The 19,908-nt window shown below is 70.9% G+C and carries 19 protein-coding genes and 1 pseudogene; 9 read left to right on the top strand and 11 right to left on the bottom strand.

Going from position 1 to position 19,908, the window contains the following annotated elements:
• The 4 genes and pseudogenes from ACWDR3_RS09000 to ACWDR3_RS08985 form a co-directional block, all read left to right on the top strand.
• The coding region (locus ACWDR3_RS09000; protein WP_450351784.1) for an XdhC family protein at window positions 1-393 on the top strand (393 nt) is incomplete at its 5' end.
• 210 nt (window positions 394-603) lie between these two features.
• The gene (locus ACWDR3_RS08995; RefSeq protein WP_450351783.1) at window positions 604-1,362 is read left to right on the top strand and encodes a DUF6082 family protein; all 759 of its coding nucleotides are present in this window, start codon (window positions 604-606) and stop codon (window positions 1,360-1,362) included.
• A gap of 18 nt (window positions 1,363-1,380) precedes the next feature.
• A pseudogene (locus ACWDR3_RS08990) lies at window positions 1,381-1,686 on the top strand (IS5/IS1182 family transposase); the annotation flags it as partial.
• A 15-nt stretch (window positions 1,687-1,701) separates the two neighbouring features.
• Entirely contained in the window at window positions 1,702-2,196 is a 495-nt protein-coding gene (locus ACWDR3_RS08985; RefSeq protein ID WP_450351782.1) for a hypothetical protein, read from the top strand.
• Between the two features lie 15 nt (window positions 2,197-2,211).
• Here ACWDR3_RS08985 and ACWDR3_RS08980 read toward each other — a convergent pair whose 3' ends face one another.
• The 3 genes from ACWDR3_RS08980 to ACWDR3_RS08970 form a co-directional block, all read right to left on the bottom strand.
• A complete protein-coding gene (locus ACWDR3_RS08980; RefSeq protein WP_450351781.1) occupies window positions 2,212-2,772 on the bottom strand; it encodes a hypothetical protein in 561 nt (186 codons plus the stop codon).
• Window positions 2,773-2,908: 136 nt separating this feature from the next.
• The gene (locus ACWDR3_RS08975) at window positions 2,909-3,349 is read right to left on the bottom strand and encodes a VOC family protein (RefSeq protein WP_450351780.1); all 441 of its coding nucleotides are present in this window, start codon (window positions 3,347-3,349) and stop codon (window positions 2,909-2,911) included.
• 206 nt (window positions 3,350-3,555) lie between these two features.
• The gene (locus ACWDR3_RS08970; RefSeq protein ID WP_450351779.1) at window positions 3,556-4,734 is read right to left on the bottom strand and encodes a hypothetical protein; all 1,179 of its coding nucleotides are present in this window, start codon (window positions 4,732-4,734) and stop codon (window positions 3,556-3,558) included.
• A 269-nt stretch (window positions 4,735-5,003) separates the two neighbouring features.
• Between ACWDR3_RS08970 and ACWDR3_RS08965 the strand changes: the two genes are divergently transcribed.
• Window positions 5,004-6,185, top strand: coding sequence for a N(5)-(carboxyethyl)ornithine synthase (locus tag ACWDR3_RS08965; RefSeq protein WP_450351778.1), 1,182 nt, complete (start codon window positions 5,004-5,006; stop codon window positions 6,183-6,185).
• Here ACWDR3_RS08965 and ACWDR3_RS08960 read toward each other — a convergent pair.
• The 5 genes from ACWDR3_RS08960 to ACWDR3_RS08940 all read right to left on the bottom strand — a co-directional run bounded on the left by ACWDR3_RS08960 (window position 6,172) and on the right by ACWDR3_RS08940 (window position 13,907).
• A complete protein-coding gene (locus ACWDR3_RS08960) occupies window positions 6,172-8,202 on the bottom strand; it encodes a LamG-like jellyroll fold domain-containing protein (protein ID WP_450351777.1) in 2,031 nt (676 codons plus the stop codon). The genes ACWDR3_RS08965 and ACWDR3_RS08960 overlap by 14 nt on opposite strands.
• Window positions 8,203-8,446: 244 nt before the next feature.
• On the bottom strand, window positions 8,447-8,695 hold the full coding sequence (tatA, locus tag ACWDR3_RS08955) for a Sec-independent protein translocase subunit TatA (protein ID WP_450351776.1): 249 nt from the start codon (window positions 8,693-8,695) through the stop codon (window positions 8,447-8,449).
• A gap of 151 nt (window positions 8,696-8,846) precedes the next feature.
• Complete coding sequence (locus tag ACWDR3_RS08950; RefSeq protein ID WP_450351775.1) at window positions 8,847-10,625, bottom strand: LCP family protein; 1,779 nt, start codon at window positions 10,623-10,625, stop codon at window positions 8,847-8,849.
• 146 nt (window positions 10,626-10,771) lie between these two features.
• A complete protein-coding gene (gene mgtA, locus ACWDR3_RS08945; RefSeq protein ID WP_450351774.1) occupies window positions 10,772-13,543 on the bottom strand; it encodes a magnesium-translocating P-type ATPase in 2,772 nt (923 codons plus the stop codon).
• The gene (locus tag ACWDR3_RS08940) at window positions 13,536-13,907 is read right to left on the bottom strand and encodes an ArsR/SmtB family transcription factor (protein ID WP_450351773.1); all 372 of its coding nucleotides are present in this window, start codon (window positions 13,905-13,907) and stop codon (window positions 13,536-13,538) included. Before ACWDR3_RS08940 ends, mgtA begins: the two co-directional genes overlap by 8 nt.
• A gap of 261 nt (window positions 13,908-14,168) precedes the next feature.
• Here ACWDR3_RS08940 and ACWDR3_RS08935 point away from each other — a divergent pair, with 261 nt between their 5' ends.
• Window positions 14,169-14,438, top strand: coding sequence for a GlsB/YeaQ/YmgE family stress response membrane protein (locus ACWDR3_RS08935; protein WP_450351772.1), 270 nt, complete (start codon window positions 14,169-14,171; stop codon window positions 14,436-14,438).
• Window positions 14,439-14,457: 19 nt separating this feature from the next.
• Here ACWDR3_RS08935 and ACWDR3_RS08930 read toward each other — a convergent pair whose 3' ends face one another.
• On the bottom strand, window positions 14,458-15,009 hold the full coding sequence (locus ACWDR3_RS08930; protein WP_450351771.1) for a hypothetical protein: 552 nt from the start codon (window positions 15,007-15,009) through the stop codon (window positions 14,458-14,460).
• A gap of 399 nt (window positions 15,010-15,408) precedes the next feature.
• Between ACWDR3_RS08930 and ACWDR3_RS08925 the strand changes: the two genes are divergently transcribed.
• From ACWDR3_RS08925 to ACWDR3_RS08915, 3 genes are all read left to right on the top strand, one after another.
• Complete coding sequence (locus ACWDR3_RS08925) at window positions 15,409-17,025, top strand: MFS transporter (protein WP_450351770.1); 1,617 nt, start codon at window positions 15,409-15,411, stop codon at window positions 17,023-17,025.
• Window positions 17,026-17,057: 32 nt separating this feature from the next.
• A complete protein-coding gene (locus tag ACWDR3_RS08920; protein ID WP_450351769.1) occupies window positions 17,058-18,017 on the top strand; it encodes a D-2-hydroxyacid dehydrogenase family protein in 960 nt (319 codons plus the stop codon).
• A gap of 91 nt (window positions 18,018-18,108) precedes the next feature.
• Entirely contained in the window at window positions 18,109-18,399 is a 291-nt protein-coding gene (locus tag ACWDR3_RS08915) for a chaplin (RefSeq protein ID WP_401721316.1), read from the top strand.
• 108 nt (window positions 18,400-18,507) lie between these two features.
• Here the strand turns inward: ACWDR3_RS08915 and ACWDR3_RS08910 are convergent, their stop codons facing one another.
• A complete protein-coding gene (locus ACWDR3_RS08910; RefSeq protein ID WP_450351768.1) occupies window positions 18,508-19,374 on the bottom strand; it encodes a tyrosinase family protein in 867 nt (288 codons plus the stop codon).
• Entirely contained in the window at window positions 19,358-19,852 is a 495-nt protein-coding gene (locus tag ACWDR3_RS08905) for a tyrosinase cofactor (RefSeq protein WP_450351767.1), read from the bottom strand. Before ACWDR3_RS08905 ends, ACWDR3_RS08910 begins: the two co-directional genes overlap by 17 nt.
• Window positions 19,853-19,908: the final 56 nt, after the last annotated feature.

Here is a 19,908-nt window from a genome sequence, read left to right as displayed (position 1 = left end):
GGCGCAGGGCATGGCGGCGGCCCACGGCTCGCGCGAGGCGTGGCGGGCGGCGGCGTGCTCACCCATGACGCCAAGTTCGATGTCCCGTTGCTTGAGCTGGCGTTGCGGTTGCCGGTCGCGTATGTCGGTGCGATGGGCTCGCGCCGCACCCACCTGGACCGCAACGAGCGGCTGCGCGAAGTCGGCGTGACCGAGCTGGAGTTGGCGCGGCTGCGTTCGCCCATCGGGCTCGATCTGGGTGCCCGGACGCCGGAGGAGGTGGCGCTGTCGATCGCCTCCGAGATCGTCGCGGGCAGGCGCGGCGGCAGCGGGGTCTCCCTGACCGGCGCGCATACGCCGATCCACCACGACCCCGCGTCCGCACCACCCCGGCGGATCGGATCGGTGGCCTGAACCGGCGTCACCGGCAAGGGAGTTCGAGCGGGTCGCTCACTTTGCCACGGACTTCGGCCGGTCCGGGCGTACGGCGAATGCCGTGGAGGCGGGCGCTGTCGAGCACGTCGGCTGGAAGTAGGCTGCCCCAGGCTCGGCCTGGTCACGGGGCAGGCTCGCTTGGGGGTGATTGGCCTGATAGTTCGTCATGGGTCCGCGACTACGGCATCGGTGGCTCGCCAAGTAGGCAGAGTTCTGGGGCTGGTCGCGGCTGCGGCGGTTGCGCTGACGGTGGTGCTGTTGTCGCCGTTCGTGCTGGAGGAGATCTCGGGCTCCAGTGGCGTGGACTGGAACAGGCTGAGTCAGATCGGCGCGGCGTACGGATTCACGTCGGCGATCGTCTCGGCGTTGGCGCTGGCCGGCGTCGCCGTGTCCCTGATCGTGCAGAACCGGCAGGCCAGGGCGGACCAGGTCCAGGGAATCCGCAGCTACTACCTTGAGTTGGTCCGCCTGGAACTCGACGACATGGCGCTCTTCCAGCCCGTCTGGGGCGCCACGGACATCGCCGATCCACACGAGCAGAAGCGGCATGTCTATGCCGACCTCATGATGAATTACGCGTGGATGGGCTTCGAGATCGGGACCATTCGCGAGCGTCTGCTGCGGGACATGCTGGCCGGGATGTTCACCGGAGAGGCCGGGCGGCACTACTGGAGCAGGGCTCACACCTCGTGGATCGCCAGTTCGTCAGGAAGCCGTGTCGGTCGTCGCTTCCTGGCCATCGTGGGCGAGGAGCACGCTCGCGCGGTCGCTTCCGGACCGCCGACTCGCTCACCCGTTGTCCCCCGTCCGCCCGCCGCGCCTGTTGCGGGGACGCCGCCCGTGTGGCGGACCTCGGTCGGCGCTCTGATCGGCCTGGGCGCCGGCTTGGCGCTCGGATCGCTGCTGCGCGACCGACGCCAGGGGTCGCGTCGGGCGCGGGCGAGATGATCACGGTGTGGCTGGTGTGATCACGGTGTCGGAGCCGTCCTGGACAACCCCGTTCTCCGGACTGGGCACGCTTCAGTTCGGCAGATTGCCGGCCGCGCTGCGGCTGTCGTGGTCGGCCGACCGCTGCCGGGCAACCGCAACGACTGCAAGGCGTGGGAGGAATCCGGCGCCAGGGCCGCAGTTGGGCGCACCACGATTGCCGACGGCGGCCATCCGGGCACTGGATGCGACGGCGGCCACCCACGCACCGGACTCGTCATGCCCCACCGGCGCCGCAGAGGCGAAGACCTGCCCGCCGGGAAAGCAGCCCACAACACGTCCCACTAACAGGAGGGGCTCATGACCGTCGAGCATCATTGGCTGTTGGACGAGACTCCCTGGCCCGAGCAAGCCACGCTGGCCTACGGCGAGATGGTCGAACTGACGACGCCACACCCACCGATTCCCGAACTGGGCCGGCTCGGACCGGAGATCGTGGGCAGCCGCGGTGTGATCGTCGCGTGCGTCATCGAGCAGGACGAGCGTGACGGCCACGTCGTACCGCTCTACTCGGTGGAGACCGAGGACGGCAGTCCCTGGAGGCTGCGGTCGGAGTTCCTGATCTCCAGGGGAGGTCTACGTCCCGACATGCCACCCCGCTATCGCAGCGACCTCCCCGAAGGAACCCGCGTCCGAATCCGCTTGGAGTCGGACACACCGGGCGCGGCGACGGAAGCGGTCGGGGAGGTTGCCTGGATCTGGAGGACGACATGCTTGGAGCCGCCGAAGGGCTACATCGTGCAGGTTGGCGAGGACATCCACTGCGTGCTCCCGCACCAGACCGAAATCCTCTGATTCCGGGGAGCTTCCTCAACCGTTGTCCGGCAGGGGCGTTGGGGGTTCCGGACGCGTCCACACCGGGTCGTGCGGATCCGGCCGACCGTGAAGACGGCTCGGTACGGGTCCCGGGACAGCCAGCCGCCTGCGTGCGACTCCGGCGAAGGACTGACGACGGCCCTCGACCAAGTCCCTCAGCTCGAACCAGCGTTCCTGCGTGGACGTCTCCCGAACGAGGGTCAGATGCGTCCGCCAGATCTGCTCGTCGATCGCATGAGCCGCATGGGCGATGTCGTAGTCGGCGACGAGACTCACCATGGCCAAAGCGTCGTTCCAGGGCCGCCAGTCGATAGCTGTGAGGGCGCCATCCGGCTCGCCCACCGGTCGCCCTCTCGTCTCCTGAGAGAGTTGGCTCAGAGCAACCAGGATCGCGGCGGACTCCCGCAGCACCTGGGCGCAAGCATCCGTCTGCCGTTCCCACGACCGCTGCCCTCGTTGCGCCCGGCTGCTCACCACGGAGCCGGCGAAAACGCCCAGCAGAGTGGTCAGTACGGCACCACCCGTGGTCGCGATGAAACTCCAGTCGGTACTCACAGCTCACAGTCTCAGCTCTCCGCCCGGCCTCCGGAAGCGACTTGGACGGCATCGGGCCTCACGCATCAACAGCTGAGCGGTACATACTTGCTGCCGCCGGAGGCCGCCCTGCTCCCCCTCCCCCTCCCCCTCCCCCTCAGCCCAACTGCTCCGCCAGCCCCACGATGATCCCCTCCGGCCCCCGGACGTAGCAGAGCAGATAGACGTCCTCGAACCGGGCGATCTCGCCGAGGAGTTCCGCGCCGTGCGGGCGCAGCCGGGCGACCGTGTCCTCGAGGTCGTCGACGGCGAACATGACGCGGTGGGTGCCGAGGATGTTGTGCGGCCGGTTGCGGGGCTCGTCGCGGGTCGCCTCGGGGCTGCGGTACCTCGCCAGTTCCAGCCGGCTGTGGCCGTCCGGGGTCCGGACCATCGCGATGTCGCAGTGGACGCCGTCGAGTCCGGTGCACTGGTCGGCGACGAGGCCCTTGACCTCCGCCCTGCCCTCCAGCTCCATACCGAGTTCCACGAAGAACGCGATGGCGGCGTCCATGTCCTCGACGACGATGCCGACGTTGTCCATGCGCTGAATCGCCATGATGGCTTCTCCTTCTTCCTCGTACGGCCCGTGGTGGCCGCTGATGTCCCTGGGACGGAGCCGATGACACGTTCTCGACATCCGCGGGCGGCCGAACTCAAAAAAATGCGGATCGGACCGCGCCCCGGGTGAGATTCATCCGGACGCACCACCCCACCGCAGGGCAGCCACCACCGCACGGCCGGTCCCCGCCGCCCGGAGAAGCGTCACTGCACCGCCGCCTCCGGCTCCCCCGCCGCCGCCGACGGATGGACGTATCTGCCCTCGTTGAACGGCGTGAACCAGGCCTTGAACGCCACCGGCACGCCCCCGAGCGCGATCTCTCCGATCTCCCCGATCCCACCGATCGCGCCGAGCCCGTCCATCGAGTCGTCGTAGAGCCACTCGTGGCCCATGTCCTCGTAGACGTTGCCGGCGAACGCTTCGAGGGCGGCCGACACGTCGTCGTCGAGGAGGCCGTACAGCTCCAGGGTCGTGGTCGCCTGGCTGAGGAGGAAGCGCAGGGCGAGTTCCTCGGCGACGCAGCTGAGCCGCGTAAAGCTCCCGTCCGTGAAGCGGGTGGTCATGGCGATCACCGTCACCAGGAAGCGACGGGAGAAGCGGGCGTCGTAATTGAGCGCGTAGCGGTCGGGCAGGCGCTCCAGGTGCCACAGCGGACCCTCGCACTCCGCGACGGTCGCCTCCTCCTGCGTCAGTACCTGTACGTCCTCGAACAGCTCGTCCACCAGGAAGTCGATCGCGTAGACCAGCGCACCGGCGGCGAGTCGCGCGCCGGCCGGCGGGACGGAGGAGCTGTCGCCATCGTCACCTGGCCCCTCGCCTTCTGCCTCCTCCCCGGCCCCTTCCTCGATCACTCCGAACATGGCCGGCGGGAACGACCGCAGTTGATCCGCCAGTTCCAGCATCTGCCTCCGCACGGTCGCCGACTTCGCCTCGGCGTCGTAACCCCCGTCCGTGCCCTCCGTCGTCGGGCCGCTGGTGTGGCGGGCCTTGCGGGCGGCGGGGTCGTCGGGCGGGGCGTCCGGGCCCTCCGCCGCGTCGAGGCTCTGTCGGGCCAGGTCGGGGTGGAGTTCGACCTCGCAGCGGTCGATCGTCCAGTCGGCCAACAGCTCGGAGCGTTCGAGCAGTTCGTCGACCAGCGCCTGTACGGATTCCTCGGCGAGTTCCAGGGCCGGGGCGTCCACGACGACCTTCAGGAGGGCGCCGCCCGGGTGGACGGCGACGATCGTGTCGAGGACGTCGACCTCCACGCCGTCGGGTCCCTCCACGGCCCGTACGGAGTCGAATCCGTCCTCGATGAGCGCCACGGCGCCGGCGCGTTGGAGCGGGTCCATCTCCGGAGTGCCCTCCGGGATGCAGGTGTCCACAGTCACTACGTACGTCACGTGCCCGAGCCTGACAGGCGGGAGCCGTCCAGCGCGAGGGAACGGGCCCGTCGACACCGAGGTTTTGGACGCAGGCCACCGTGTCCACACCGTGTCCGACCTGCGCGGCACGCCGTCGGCCGGACCGCCGGCGGACGGGATCGAGCCAGGACCGGAGTACCGTGGGCCTACCGAGCGCACCTCGCACGCCGTCACCGTTTCGGCGTCGCCCTCGGGGAACGGCAAGGCGGCCGGAGCCTTCGCGACCGGTCGGAAATGAGCCGCCCCACATGAGCCCGAGCCTGTTGTCTCTCGGAGTACTCGCCTCCTCGCACAAGGAGAACGAGTTCCGGCTGCCGCTGCACCCCCGCCACCTCGACCGGATCACCCCGGACATAAGAGAACGTATTTTCCTCGAACAGGGCTACGGCGAACGCTTCGGCGTGGCCGACGACGCGCTGCGCCCGCTCGTGGCCGGACTGCGCTCCCGTGAGCGGCTGCTCGCGGACTGTGACGTCGTGATGCTGCCCAAGCCGATGCACGACGACGTCGCCGAACTGCACGAGGGCCAGACGCTGTGGGGATGGCCGCACTGCGTGCAGGACGAGAAGATGACGCAGCTCGCCATCGACCGGCGGCTGACCCTGATCGCCTGGGAGGCCATGAACCACTGGACCTCCACGGGCGCCTTCAGCGTCCACGTCTTCCACAAGAACAACGAACTCGCGGGCTACTGCTCGGTGTTGCACGCCCTCCAGCTCGGCGGGCTGACCGGCAGCTACGGGCGCCGGCTGCGCGCGGTGGTCATCAGCTTCGGCGCCACGGCGCGCGGCGCGGTCACGGGTCTGGGCGCCATGGGCGTCTCCGACGTCACGGTGCTCACGCAGCGCGCGGCGGCTGCCGTGGCCTCGCCGATGCCCTCGGTCGTGATGGGCCACTTCGAGGAGCAGGAGGACGATCCCTCACGACTCCAGGCGGTCACCGGGCTCGGTCCCGTGCCGCTCGCGCAGTACCTCGCCGGGTTCGACATCGTCGTCAACTGCGTCCTCCAGGACACCGACGCGCCGCTGATGTTCGTCAACGACGAGGAACTCGCCCTGTTCCAGCCGGGCACCTTCTTCATCGACGTCTCCTGCGACGAGGGCATGGGCTTCGCCTGGGCCCGCCCGACCACGTTCGGCGAGCCCATGCACACGGTGGGATCGGGCTGCCACTACTACGCCGTGGACCACAGCCCGTCCCACCTCTGGAACTCCGCCACCTGGGAGATCAGCGAAGCCCTCCTCCCCTACCTCCACAAAGTCATGCGCGGCCCGGCCGCTTGGGACACCGACGTCACCCTCAAGAAGGCCATCGAGATCCGAGACGGCGTCATCCAGAACCCGAAGATCCTGTCCTTCCAGCATCGCTCGGAGGCCTATCCGCACGCGCCAGTAACCGCACCCGCATCCGCGGAAGCTATGCGTTCATGAACTGCCCAGGCCTGAGCGCCCGGTTCACGATCCGCACATCCCCGATCGTCCCGTGGAAGACCTGGCTGACCGCGCCCGCCCACTGGTAACCGCCCAGCAGGAACGGCAAGTTGAGCGCCGTCAACCCGACGGCCGTGCTGGTCGGGTTGCGGCCCTCCTCGCAGCCGTTGACGTACAGCTTGCTGATGCGGCCGTCGTTGGCGACGGCGACGTGCCACCACTCCTCCTGCTGGAGCAGGTGGCTCCAGGCGGTCGTGGCGCCGTTCTGGTTCAACGGGTAGGCGTTCCACTGGAGTTCGACGGAGCTCGACAGGCTGAGCGTGAGGATGGGCTCGTCGGCCGTGGCGGACGGGCCGTTCTTGCCCGCCTGGGCCGCCGTGCCCGCGCGGCTGAGCATCGACGACCAGCCGTTGCGCCCGCCGTCCCAGTCCGCCGGCACCTTGAAGAAGACCTCGAAGGTGTAACCGTGCGCGAAGGTCTCGCGGTTGATCGGCGCCCGGTCGACGGTCTGGAGGTACGCACCGCTGACCGGGTTGCCCTGACCCGCGAACACCAGCCCCGCGTGGGCGGGTTGGTCCGGGTGGTGGTCGCCGGTCCAGGTCAGCGCGTGCGCCGGGGTGCCGGGGACGGTCTTGAGGACGAGGTCGTTGCCGTGGCCCGTCCGGTCCCTTACGACCGTGTCGGCCGCGACGTCATCGCCCGCGCCGCCGCCCTCGTCGAACCGCCAGTACGCCAACGTCCCCGGCAGCAGCATCCGTCGAGCCGGCCGGGACTTCCGCGGCGGCACCGGCGCGAACCCGGCGAAGCGCCTCTCGAAGTCGATCTCCATCGAGAAGTAGTCGACCTTGGAGGTCAGTTCGAGCTCCTTCGCCGCGAGCGCGTTCAACTCACCCTCCGCCGCCAGCTCCCGGATCCACGGCGAGAAGGTGGCGACGTCGATCATCCCGCGGTTGAGATCGAAGCGGTACGAGCGGATCATGCCGGCGCCGCCGTAGTAGCGGTCCTGGTAATTGGTGATGTGCAGATGTACGTCGTTGCCCGCGCTGTTCTTCAGCACCGTGCTGCCGGGCGGCCAGTAGTGGCCGTTGAGGGTGAGGAAGATCTGGTCGTTGTCCTTGATCAGCCCATCCCACAACTGCCGCCCGTAGTCGGACAGTTCGGCCGCGCCGTCCTCGTCGGAGCCCACGATCTCGTGCGTGGTCACGATCACCGGCAGCGTCGGATTCGCCGCGATGACGGAGTTGGCCCACGCGAACCCCGCCGCCGACAGACGCCAGTCCAGCGACAGCAGCATCCACTTGCGGCCGCCCGCCTTGAAGATGTGGGCGGTGTTGTACCCGTCGGGGCTTGAGGAGTGGTAACCGGGGGTCCTCTTGGCCCGCGCCGCACTGAACGTGTTCAGGTAGGGAGTGGCCCCACGCTGGTCATCGCCCCGCACATCGTGATTACCGGCCAGCACGCCGTACGACGCCCCCGCGCGGTCCAGCAGGTCGAACACCTTGGTCGCCGCCGCGTACTCCTCGACGAGACCGTTCTGCGTCACATCACCGAGGTGCGCCAGGAACACGATGTTCTCGTCGCTCCCACCCGCCCGGCCCGCCGGATCGAGGACGTAACGGAACGACGCCTCCATCGGCACCGGGTGAATGCGGTCCTGGTCGAACATGTACTGCGTGTCCGGCATGACGACGACCGTGAACCGGGGGTTGTCGGGATCCGGGTCCCACTTGCCCCGAGGCGCCGGTGACATCGTTGTCTGCCCGTACGGGTCATCGTCCTCCCCGGTCCGACCCGGTCCGCTTCCGCCGCCGGCCGCGTACGCCGGTGCCGATCCCAGCACCCCCGCGGCCGCCGCCCCCACCCCGAGCACACCGGCTCGATTCAGGAACGTACGTCGACTCGACGCGGCGATGCCGTCACCGTCGAGGTCGGCGGTGCGGGGGCACTCGCAGCCCACCGCGCGCCGGTCGTGCTCGTATTCGTCGTGGTCTCTGTCACCCGTGGGCGAGCTGTCCATGTCCGCTCCAAATGCCGAGTACTGGAACGGAGTCACGCTAGGGGCGGCCTCGATACAGCAGACGTGCGCGCCGGGTACCGGATGCCGAACGCCACCCCAACACCACTGACATCAGACGGTCAGGCCGGACGCAGGGTTCTCAGCACCGGCCTGGGGGAAGTTCCGCAATTCCGGCGCGATCTGCAGGACGGCGACTACAACTTCCGGTTCCAGGTGGTGAACTCCGGCGGCTGGACATGGCAGCTCAACCCGCCGCCGGCTTGGCCTCGGTCGAGCCGGCGGCATCGACGTCGGCGCCGGCGGCCGTGGCGGTGGTAGCGACGGACGACTCCACCGCCCCGTCCTCCTTCATCGCCTTCGCCTCGCTCTTGAGGATCCGCATCGACTTGCCCAGCCCCCGCGCCGCGTCCGGCAGCTTCTTGGAGCCGAACAGGAGGATGAACAGGATCGCCACGACCAGCAGGTGCCAGGGTTCCAGTCCGTTACGGAGCATCGCGCACGCCCTCTCTCATCCCCCGTGCTCTATTGCAGTCTTGCGCAACTGTACAACCCTGAGCCGACGCGTCGATCCCAGCACGCCCCCCGACCCCCGGCCCCGCTCCCCGCTCCCCGCTCCCCGCTCCCCGCTCCCCGCTCCCGCACCCTCAGTCGGCGGAGTCCCGCCTGCTCGTCGCCGCCGCATACGCCTGCGCCGGCGTCATCGCCACCCCGTTCAGACTGACCGTCTTGTAGGGGCTGACCTTGGCGCAGGTCTTGGACTGGTCGGCGGTGGAGGCGTGGGCGTTGGAGACGGCGGCGGCGGTGTCGGCCGGCGCCGGCGAGGACGTACCGCCCGGGTAGTCGCCCCCGCTCGGCCAGTCGCTGCCGATCACCAGCGTCAGGCCCGTACCGCTGCCCTGTTCCAGGTGGGACGTGGGCAGGCCGAGGGACTTCGCGACCGTCTGGGCCTCGCCCTTCTGGCCGGTGCCGTAGCTGAGCGTCGTGGTCGCCGCGGGGCTCGGCGCGTTGGCCGTGGTCGTGGCCGGGCTGAAGCCCTGGTCCGTGAGGGCGGTCGCGACGGTGGAGGCGCGGCCGGTGATCTGGGTGCCGTTCTCCACGGTCACCGCGATCTGGGCGGCGGGCACGGCCTGGACGGTGGCCGAGGGCTTCGCGGTCGCCGAGGCCGCCGCGGACTTCTTGCCGGAACCGTCGGTCAGCGGCTGGTCGCCCGCGATGGTGGAGAACAGCGTCTTGGCGCCCGCGCCCACCACGACCCGGTTGTCGTCGCTCGGGTCGGGGGCCGTCTGCATGGTCGTGAACGTCATCCGCTTGGTGGGCACCTTGTTCACGTCGGCCGCGAGCGAGATCAGCTTCTTGACGCTGCCGAGCCCGTCGTCCACGGTCAGCGCCTTGGTGGCGGCGTCCGCGAGACCGTAGACCGCGGCCGGGTCCGTCAGCGTGCCCGCGCTCTTGAACTTGCGGATCATCGCGCTGAGGAAGATGTGCTGCGAGACCGTACGCCCGAGGTCGCTGCCGTCGCCGAAGCCGTGCCGGGAGCGCACGAACTGGAGCGCCGCCTCGCCCTTGAGGGTGTGGGTGCCCTTGGAGAGCTTGAGGTGCGAGTAGGTGTCGTAGACATTGCTGCTCACGCACACGGGGACACCGCCCACCGCGTCCGACATCTTCACGACCCCGGAGAAGTCAAGTTTGACGAAGTGGTCGATGGGGATGCCGGTGAGCTGGTGGATGGTGGCCACCTGGCACGCGGGGCCGTACTGGAGAGCGCTGTTGATCTGGCCGTAATAGCCCGCGGTGGACGTGCCGTTGGCGGTGTCCTTGCAGGCCGGGACGTTCGTCATGGTGTCGCGCGGGATGCTCATGATGGTCGCGTTGGAGCGGTCGGCGGCTATGTGCACCACCATCTGTACGTCCGCGTTCCCGCTGCCGCTCTGCACGCCGGTCTGCGAACAGCCGCCGCCCAGCTTGCAGTCGGCGGCACTGGTCCGCCCGTCCGAGCCCATCACCAGGATGTTGATCGGCGTACGCCCGAAGGCGTCGGCCTTCTCCGTGCCGCCCTTGCCGTCGAGCGCGACGCTGTTGATGTTGCCGTTCAGGTGCTCGTAGAACCACCAGCCGGCCCCGGCCGTCGCTGTCACCAGGACAGCCAGACACAGGCCTACGGTCCTCAGCACCCGCCTGCCGCGCCGCACCGGACGCGCCCGGCGCGCCCCCCTGCCACCACGGGCGCGGGCCGCTTCCCGCGCCGCCGCCCGGCCACCGCCCGCCGGTCGCGCACCGGCGGACCTCTCCGCCGCTCCGTCGGACCTTCGCGCGCCGCCGGCCGATCTCCCCGTCCCCCCGGACGACTTCGCGTGCTGCCCGGGCACCCGGTCACCACGGCTACGGGTGGCCTGGCCGCCCCTGCCGTCCCACGGGTCGCTCATCTCCCACTCCCCTGAACGGTCGGGCCCGAGCAGGGGCTCCTTGGGTTGCGTAGTTGCGCAATCTAACAAACCCCTGACCGTTTCAGGGCGAGCGCCCGTCCGATTCACAGGTGAGGGATCTCAAGGCATCTCGCGGGAACCCGGGGTCACCGAAACCCGTCGTGCCTCCGCTCGTACCGCCTCCGGGCCGCCAGGAGTGCGCCGGCGTACAGGACCAGAACGGCGGCGAGCAGCAGGTAGTACACGACCGGGAGCGCGGTCAGACCGAGCAGCGCGCCGAGCGGCGACGGCGGGAGGGCCAGCCCGATCACCGCCAGGACGACCGCCGACCAGACCACCGGGCCAGGTCTGCGCACCTGCGCAGACCGGCTACCGACCCGCAGCAACACCATCACCAAGGCCTGCGTGAGCAGGTTCTCGGTGAACCAGCCGGAGTGGAACGCCGCTTGGTCGTCCCCCGTCCCCGGCCCGTGCAGGGCGAGCGCGAGGGCGCCGAAGGTGGCCAGGTCGGCCACGGCGTTGAGCGCGCCGAACCCGACGATGAACCGCAGCAGCGCGCGCGGCCGCAGCACGGTCGGCCGGCGCAGCACCGCCGCGTTCGGGCGGTCGTGCGCGAAGCCCAACTGCGCCGCGTCGAAGCACAGGTTCTGCGTCAGCACCTGGGCCGGCAGCATCGGCAGGAACGGCAGCAGCAGCCCCGCGCCGAGCATCGCGATCACGTTGCCGAGGTTCGAGGAGAGCGTGACGCGCAGATACGTGGCGATGTTGCCGCCCGCGTACCGGCCCGCGGCGACGGCGTGGGCGACCGCGGTGAGGTCCTTCTCGGCGAGCACCACGTCCGCGCCCTCACGGGCCACGTCGGCGGCCCCCCGCGGCGCGATCCCGACGTCGGCGGCGCGCAGCGCGGGCAGGTCGTTGACGCCGTCCCCGAGAAACCCGACGGTGTGCCCGGCGGACCGCAGAGCGCGCGTGATCCGGGCCTTGTGCTCGGGGGTGCAGCGCGCGAACACCGTTGTACAGCCGACCAGTTCGGTGAGTTCGGCGTCGCCGAGACCGTCGGTGCGGTCGGCGGTGAGGACCGTCCCGTCGGCGACCGGGACCCCGAGGTCGCGGCAGGCGCGGGCGGCGGTGCCGGGGTGGTCGCCGGTGAGGATCTTCACGGCGACACCGCGGTCGGTGAGCACCCGCAGTGCGTCGGCGGCGGTGGGCGCTAGGGCGTCCCGCAGGGTGACCAGACCGCGGAAGGTGAGCCCGCGTTCGTCGGCCGGCGTGTACGCACGCGCGCGTGCCGGGCGTTCGGCGGTGGCGACGGCCAGGACGCGCAGCCCGTCGGCGGCCTGCCGTGCGGCGAGGACCCGCACCCGATCACGCGCGTCCCCGCCCTCGCCTTCGCCTTTGCCCCCGCCCTCGCCCTCACGCCGGCTCTCCTCGAACGCACAGCGCTCCAGCACGGCCTCGACGTCTCCCTTGACGACCAGGGTGTGCGTGCCAAGGCGGCCGGGGGTGCGGACGACCGCGGTGGACAGGCGCCGGACCGGGTCGAAGGGGACGGCCGCGGTCCCGTCGTAGGCCATGAGCTCGTCCTCGTCGGCCGCGTCCAGGAGGGCCTCGTCGAGGGCGTCGGGGGCGGGCAGGTCGGCGAGTTGGAGGGTCCACCAGGCGTTGACGCCGGCCCAGCGCAGCACCTCGGGGTCGTCGCGGCCGTCCGGGCCGAGGGCGCCGTCGACGACCGGGCGGTCCTGGGTGAGCGTGCCGGTCTTGTCCAGGCACAGCACGTCCATCGCGCCGATGTCGTGCAGCGCGGGCAGCCGCTTGACGATCACCCCGTGCGCGCGGGCCAGCAGCGAGGCGCCGCGGGCCAGGCAGGTGGTGACGAGGACCGGCAGCATCTCCGGCGTCAGCCCGACGGCCACCGCGACGGCGAACGGCAAGGTCTCAAGGCCCCGCCCCCGCAGCGCCGCGTTGGCCATGAGCACCAGCGGCGGCGTCAACAGCATGAACCGGATGAGGATCCATGAGACGCCGTGCACGGAACGGTCGAAGGCGCTGTCCCCGGCCCGGTCGGCGCTACGACCGTGAGCGGCCGCGAACCGCGTGTGCGCGCCGGTCGCGGTGACGATCGCGGTGGCACTGCCGACGGCGACACTGCTGCCCTGGAAGCAGAGCTGCGGTTCCTCGAACGGGCCGACGGACACGGGCGGTTCGCCATGAACCCCGTGGCCTGGGCCGTCGGCCAGGTAAAGCACCTCATCGCGCGCGTGCCCCACACCGTCCACCGTGCCCGGCACATCCGCCGCGGACTTGGCGACCGGCGCGGACTCCCCGGTGAGCGCGGCCTGGTGCACGCCGAGCCCGCTCGCGCGCAGCAGCCGTACATCCGCCGGCACCACGTCACCCGGGCCGAGGCGGATCACGTCACCCGGGACCAGCTCGTCCACGACGATCTCGTGGACGGCGGGCGGCGCGTCCTCGTCGGCGCGGCGCAGCACGGTGGCGGTGGTGGCGACCAGTTCGCGCAGCGCGGCCATGGAGCGGTCGGCGCGGTGCTCCCCGGACGCGCGCAGTACGCAGCTCACCGCGACCAGCAGGAGGATCACCGCGGCGGTGCCCCAGGCGAAGACGGCCGCCGACACCAGACCGAGGCACAACAGGACCGCGGTGAACGGGTCCCGCAGACTGCGCACGAACAACCGCGCCCACGAGGCCTCGCGACGGGCCGGCAGCGTGTTCTCCCCGAACCGCGCCAGCCGCTCCTCCGCCTGCGCCCGGGTCAGCCCGCGCGGACCGCTGTCCAGCCGCCGCAGCACTTCGAGCACGGTCGGTACCGACGTCGTCGCCGTCCCGGCCGGCACGTCCGACTTGGTCGTCGTCACGGCGGTTCGCAGGCCGGATCCCTCGGCCGCGGTCGGCTCAGGCACCGGCCCCGCGCAGCCGGCGTACCGGCGCGGTGGTCTGGTGCGAGCGGGCGGTCAGCTGGCCGACCATCACGCGCACGACGGTCACGATGTCCGGGTCGTCGACGTAGTAGACCTGCCGTCGGCCCTCTCTGCGGGAGCGCACGAGTCCCGCGAGCTTCAGTTTGGCCAGGTGCTGGCTGACCGCGGGCAGCGCGCCGCCCACCCGGTCGGCGAGATGCGTGACGTCGCTCTCGCCCTGGGACAGCGCCCACATGATGTGCAGCCGGGCCGAGGAGGCGAGCAGGCCGAACACCGCGGCCGCCTCCGTGAGAACCTCGGCGGACGGGTCCTCGTGGCTCACTGCGCCCCCCACGTTCTCCGCCACGATCCGCTCCCGTCCCACCCATGTCACAGCCGTCGTTCACCCGTCATCCACACGCTCGCCCAGTCTAGGCGGGCCCACCGACAGCGCCCGCCGCTCGTGCCCGGAGTTCGCGGATTGCGCAATGTCTTGAGCGAGTGACAGAACCTCGACGATCTCGTGAGCACGGGCGATGGATCGGGGTATGCGATTTAGGGTTGCGCAACCAAGCAACCGACTGGGCAACCCTGACTGACTGAGCAACCCTGACTGGAGGACAACGACGTGGGCATCATCGGCTGGATCATCCTCGGCCTGCTCGCCGGAGCCATCGCCAAGATCCTGCTGCCCGGCCGCGACCCGGGCGGCCTGATCGGCACCACCCTCATCGGCATCGCGTGCGCCTTCGTCGGCGGCTGGCTCTCCTCCCGCTTCCTGGACCGCCCGGTGGAGAACCACTTCTTCGACCTCTACACCTGGGGCTCGGCGGTCGCCGGCTCACTGGTCCTGCTCATCGCCTACCGCCTGCTGTTCGGCAACACGCGCCGCGCCTGACGCGACGGCCGTCGGCGGCCTACGGGGCGCGGGAACCGCGTACGGCGCGATCACCGCGCCCACCCGCCCGCGCCTCCTCAAGGCACCTCTGCAGGAACGGCACCATCCCGCGCTCCAGCAAGGCCGCTTCCCAGGCCTCGCCGCCCCGGCCGTCGCCGCCCCGGCCGCCCTCACCGGCGTCGTCGAGCGGCCGGCTCCGCGCCGCGGCCACCAGCAGCCACCCCAGATCACCGACCGCCACCCCGACGGCCACCGCCCCGGCGAGCAGCGCCGCCGTGATCAGACCGCCGCCGACATACGGCCGGTCCGCGAAGACGCGCATGCCGTACCCGGCGATCAGCAGGACGACCGCGGCCACCGCCGACAGGACGGGAATCAGCATCACCAGCAGGTTCTGGACCCCGTCGGAGCCGTTCGCCCTGGCCGCGGCGACGATGCCGGCGCGCTCGTCCAGCGCCCTGACCCGCAGCCACTCCCGGTCCACCGACCCGTCGACGCGTTCGAGGGCCTGGTCGAGCACCCGCTCGAACAGCACCGCGTCGCTCTCCTGCGACGGCCCCGGATCTGCCATGTCTCCCCCGTTGGTTGAGGACTGGCGAGTGTAATGGTTCATGACTTGCGCAACCTTTGAAGGCCGGACGTGGACGGACACGGACGGACGCGGAGACAGTCCCCCGAAGGCTCGATTTCCCGGAATCAACGGCATTCACACGTCCGAAGGCCTAACACACCCATAGGCATAGGGTTGCCGAATTGTTATCCGGTGAATTCCTTTGTCCACGGCGGACGTTGAATGTCAAGGCCGTCGAACAGGCCACCGGAACGGCTGTCGAAAATCCGCTGATTATCGGTTCCGGATGTCGGATTCCCAGGTTTTCGCGCCCCGTGGCCCGCTCCGACGCGGCACCCCGCCCCAGAGTGTCGGCCGGAACAACCGACCCGGTGCCCGGCACCGCAAAGGGAGAATTCAGTGAACGTCACGACCACGGCGGGTCCGCCGGTCGAGCGGCGGGCGGCCACGCTCGTCATGGCCTGCGTCGGCGTCTTCGTCGCCTATCTGCCGGTGACCACCGTCTCGGTCAGCCTGCCCACCGTGCAGCGCGCGCTGCACGCGTCGACCTCCCAACTCTCCTGGGTGTCCGACGCGTTCGTGCTGCCCATGGCCGCCCTCATCCTGACCGCCGGCGTCTTCGGCGACGTACACGGCCGCAAGAAGGTCTTCCAGGCGGGCCTCGCGTTCGCCGCCGTCGGCGCGGCCGTCGCCCTGTGCGCGCACTCCGTCCAGGTGCTGTGGGTGGGCCAGGCCTTCGCCGGGATCGGCGCGGCCGCCCTGCTGCCGACCACCCTCGCGCTGATCAGCCACGCCGTCCCGGACCCGCGCGAACGCGGCAAGTACGTCGGCCTGTGGGCGTCCGCCCTGCTGGCCGCGCTCGCCGTCGGCCCGCTGATCGCCGGCGTGATCCTGAACCACGCCGGCTGGCGCTGGATCTACCTCCCCGCCCTCCCGGTGTCCCTCCTCGCCATGGCGATCGCCGCCCGCACACTCGTCGACTCCCGCGCTCCCGGCGCCGCCGCCCGCCGCCTCGACTGGCCCGGCCAGCTCACCGCGGCGCTCGCCGTCACGGCTCTGGTCTACGGCGTGATCGAGGGCGGCGCCGTGTCCTTCACGGACGTCAAGGTGCTGCTCGCCCTGTTCGTCGCGGTCGTCAGTGGTGTCGCCTTCGTCATGGCCGAGCGGCGCAGCACGAGCCCGATGCTGGATCTGTCGCTGTTCCGCAGCCCGGGGTTCAGCGCCACCACGCTCGTCGCGATGATCAGCTTCCTGGGGCTGATCGGCTTCTTCTTCGTGCTGAGCCTGTACTTCGGCATGGTGCAGCGGCTCGACACGCTGGAGGCCGGTTACCGGCTGCTCATGGTCACCGGCGTGTGTCTCCTCGTCGGCCCGGTCGCGGGCCGTCTGATGCACCGCATCGCACCCCGCGTCATGATCACCGCCGGTCTGCTGCTCACCGCGGGCGCGCTGTTCGCGCTCACCGGCATCGACGCCGACACGTCGTTCGGCTCGCTGGCCTGGCGGCTGGCGCTGCTCGGTCTGGGCCTGGGCTGCGTGATCACCCCGATGACGGCCACCGCCGTCAGCTCGGTGCCGCACCACCTGGCCGGCATGGCCGCGGCCGGCAACAACGCCTTCCGCCAGGTCGGCGGTGCCCTCGGCCCGGCCGTCCTCGGCACCCTGCTGACCACGCGGGCCACCGACACCCTGCCCGGGCACCTCACCGACGCGGGCCTCGGCCGGCCGGCGGTCGAGGCGGTCACCGGGGCGGTGGACCAGGGCGGCCTCGGCGCGGCGGCCGGCCTGGACCTGGGCGCCGACCAGCCCCGGGCCCTGGCCGCCCTCAGCGAGGCCTTCCTGGACGGCCTCCAGCTCTGCCTGCTCGTGGCCGGCACCCTGGCCCTGCTCGCCGCCGTGGTCGCCGCGGTGCTGCTCCGCCGGCGCCGGGAGCCCCTCACCAAGGCCGCCGCCTCCCCCGCGCAGGAGCACGCACCGGTCGACGCGGCCACCGACCTCGTACGCGACCATGGGTGATCTGTACCGGTGAGCCGAGGAGAGGACCCGACGTGCGCCTGCGCTGTGCTGTGCTCGACGACTTCCAGCAGGTCGCGACCGAACTGGCCGACTGGTCGTCCGTGGCCGACCGGGTGGACGTCGTGTCCTTCTCCGAGCACCTCGACTCCGGGGATCAACTGGCCGCTGCCCTGGCCGAGTTCGACATCGTCGTCACCCTGCGCGAGCGCGTCCCCTTCCCGGCCGGTCTGCTCGCCCGCCTTCCCCGGCTGAAGCTGCTGATCGCCTCCGGCATGCGCAACACGGTCATCGACTACGCCGCCGCCGAGGCGCACGGCGTCACCGTGTGCGGCACGGCGAGCTCCTCGACCCCGCCGGTGGAGCTGACCTGGGCGCTGCTGCTCGGGCTGGCCCGGGGGATCGTCGAGGAGAGCAACTCCCTGCGGTCCGGCGGGCCTTGGCAGCGGACGGTGGGTGCCGACCTGCACGGGCGGCGGCTCGGACTGCTGGGCCTGGGGAAGATCGGCAGCAAGGTGGCGCAGGTCGGGCTGGCCTTCGGGATGCGGGTCGGCGCCTGGAGTCAGAACCTGACCGCGGAGCGCGCGGCGGAGGTGGGTGTCGAACTCGCGGCCTCCAAGGAGGAGTTGCTGTCCGACAGCGACTTCGTCTCCGTCCACCTCGCCCTGAGCGACCGCACCCGCGGCCTGCTCGGCCCCGCCGAACTCGCCCTCCTCAAACCCACCGCGTATCTGATCAACACCTCCCGCGCGGCGATCGTCGACCAGGACGCCCTGCTCGCCGCGCTCCACGAGGGCCGGATCGCGGGAGCGGGCGTCGACGTCTTCGACGTGGAGCCCCTCCCCGCAGGTCACCCCCTGCGCACGGCACCCCGGCTGCTCGCCACGCCCCACCTCGGTTATGTGTCGCGCGCGAACTACGAGACGTACTACGGACAGGCGGTCGAGGGCATCCGGGCCTTCCTGGACGGGAAACCGGTACGACGACTGGGATGAACGACCGTGACCACCTGTCAGCGGAGGCGTTGAACGGGAAGTGCGACGGCTAGTGGTGCCGGCGCACTCCTCGAGTACAAAGGAGAACGTGATGTCTCGCATCGCGAAGACGGCCGCCGTCGCCCTCGGCGCCGGTGCCGTGGTCCTCAGCGGGACCGGCCTGGCCATGGCGGACGCCGGCGCCCAGGGCGAGGCCGTCGGCTCGCCCGGCGTGCTGTCCGGCAACGTCGTGCAGGTCCCGGTCCACATCCCGGTCAACGTGTGCGGGAACACCGTCAACGTGATCGGCCTGCTGAACCCGGTCTTCGGCAACAGCTGCGCCAACCTGAGCGACCACAAGGGTGGTCACCCCGGCCCGGGCGGCTACGGCTACGGCGGCTGACCCACAGTCGTACGACCGGTCGTACCAGCAGTACCGCAGTACCCACGGAAGAGCCCCGGCACCTCGAGCGCCGGGGCTCTCCCCGTGTCCAGGCGATGGATACGGCCCTTACGCGTACCGGTAGATCCGGCTGACGTCCTCCAGCGACTCCGGTGTCACGTCCCAGGGCGGCATCTTCTCGCGCCGGGCGACGATCCGACCGTGCTGCCGGTCGGCCGGTCCCGGCGGGGTGGCCGGCAGATAGCGCGCGCCGCGGTGGCGGCTCTGCCAGCGGGACCACTGCAGGTCGACGAAGGCGTGGTGCAGCCAGAAGACCGGGTCGTTGACGGAGGCGCCGCCGAGCATGACCCCGCCGACCCACCGGTGGACCCGGTTGTGGTTGCGCCAGGAGACGGTGCCGCGCCCGGTCCCCCACCCCTCCAGCTTGTTGCGGAACCCCTTGGTGAGCGTGGAGTCCCAGGGTGCGAAGTCGTACACCGGCTCGGCGAGCGCCGACTCCAGCTCGGACTTGGTCGGCAGCGCCATCGGGTCCCGGGCCCGGCCGAGGTCGCGGGTGAGGAACTCCCCGTCGGTGACGCCCTCTTTGATGGTCCAGTTGCCCGTCCCGTAGGCGAAGGGACCGGTCGTCACCTGGTGGTCCGAGCGCCGCCCGTTGCCGCCGAGCAGGTCCTTGGTCCAGGGCGCCGAGGTCGCCGTGCGGTTGCGCGTCCAGTCCCAATAGGGCACCGACACCGACGAGTCGACCCGGCGCAGCGCCTTCTCCAGCTCCAGCAGGAACTGCCGGTGCCAGGGCAGGAAGGAGGGCGTCATGTGCGCCGCCCGCAGCCCGTCCTCGCCGTCGGCCGTGTAGTACTCGATGTGCGTCCGTACGAACTCGTCGTACTCCCCCCGCCTCTTGACCTCCAGCATCGCCTTCACGAACCGCTTCTTCTCGGCGGCCGTGAGTGTGCTGACGTCCTTACGCGTGTACGCCATGTTCGCCCCCCATGTGCATCTTCCCCCCGCTCATCGGCCCCGGCGCGAGATCGCGCAGCTGCTCACCGGGGCCCAGTTCATCGACCGCCGCCCGGGCCGCCGCGAGCGGTGTCGGGTACGAGCGGTAGTGGTCGACCATGCTCAGCCAGGTGCCGTCGGCCCGGCGCATCAGGTGCAGCGGGCGGCCGTCGACGGTGACCTCCCAGTGGACGTTCCGGTCGGAGGCGTGCGCCGCGGCCGTCGGGACACCGACGATGTGCCGGCCCCGGTAGGTCTCGTCGAACGCGCCGTCCCCGGGCCGGGGTTCGTCGTGCACGGGCCGGGAGGCGGCGACGACGGGCGCGAGGGCCAGGGCCACGGCCGGCACCAACAGCCCGCGCAGCACGTCCCGTCGGGTGCCCTGCGCGGGCCCGCCTCTCGTACGGCCCTTCGGTGCCGGTTCCGCTCCCACGGGTACTCCACCCACGCTGACGACCATGGCCTGCCTTTCGTCGGGTCCGTCCTTCCACCCCGGTAACCGCCGGACGGCCCGCG

The organism is Streptomyces sp. NPDC001002 (assembly GCF_053599215.1).
Note: the sequence above shows the minus strand (reverse complement) of the source record. Positions and strands in the feature narration are given on the sequence as shown.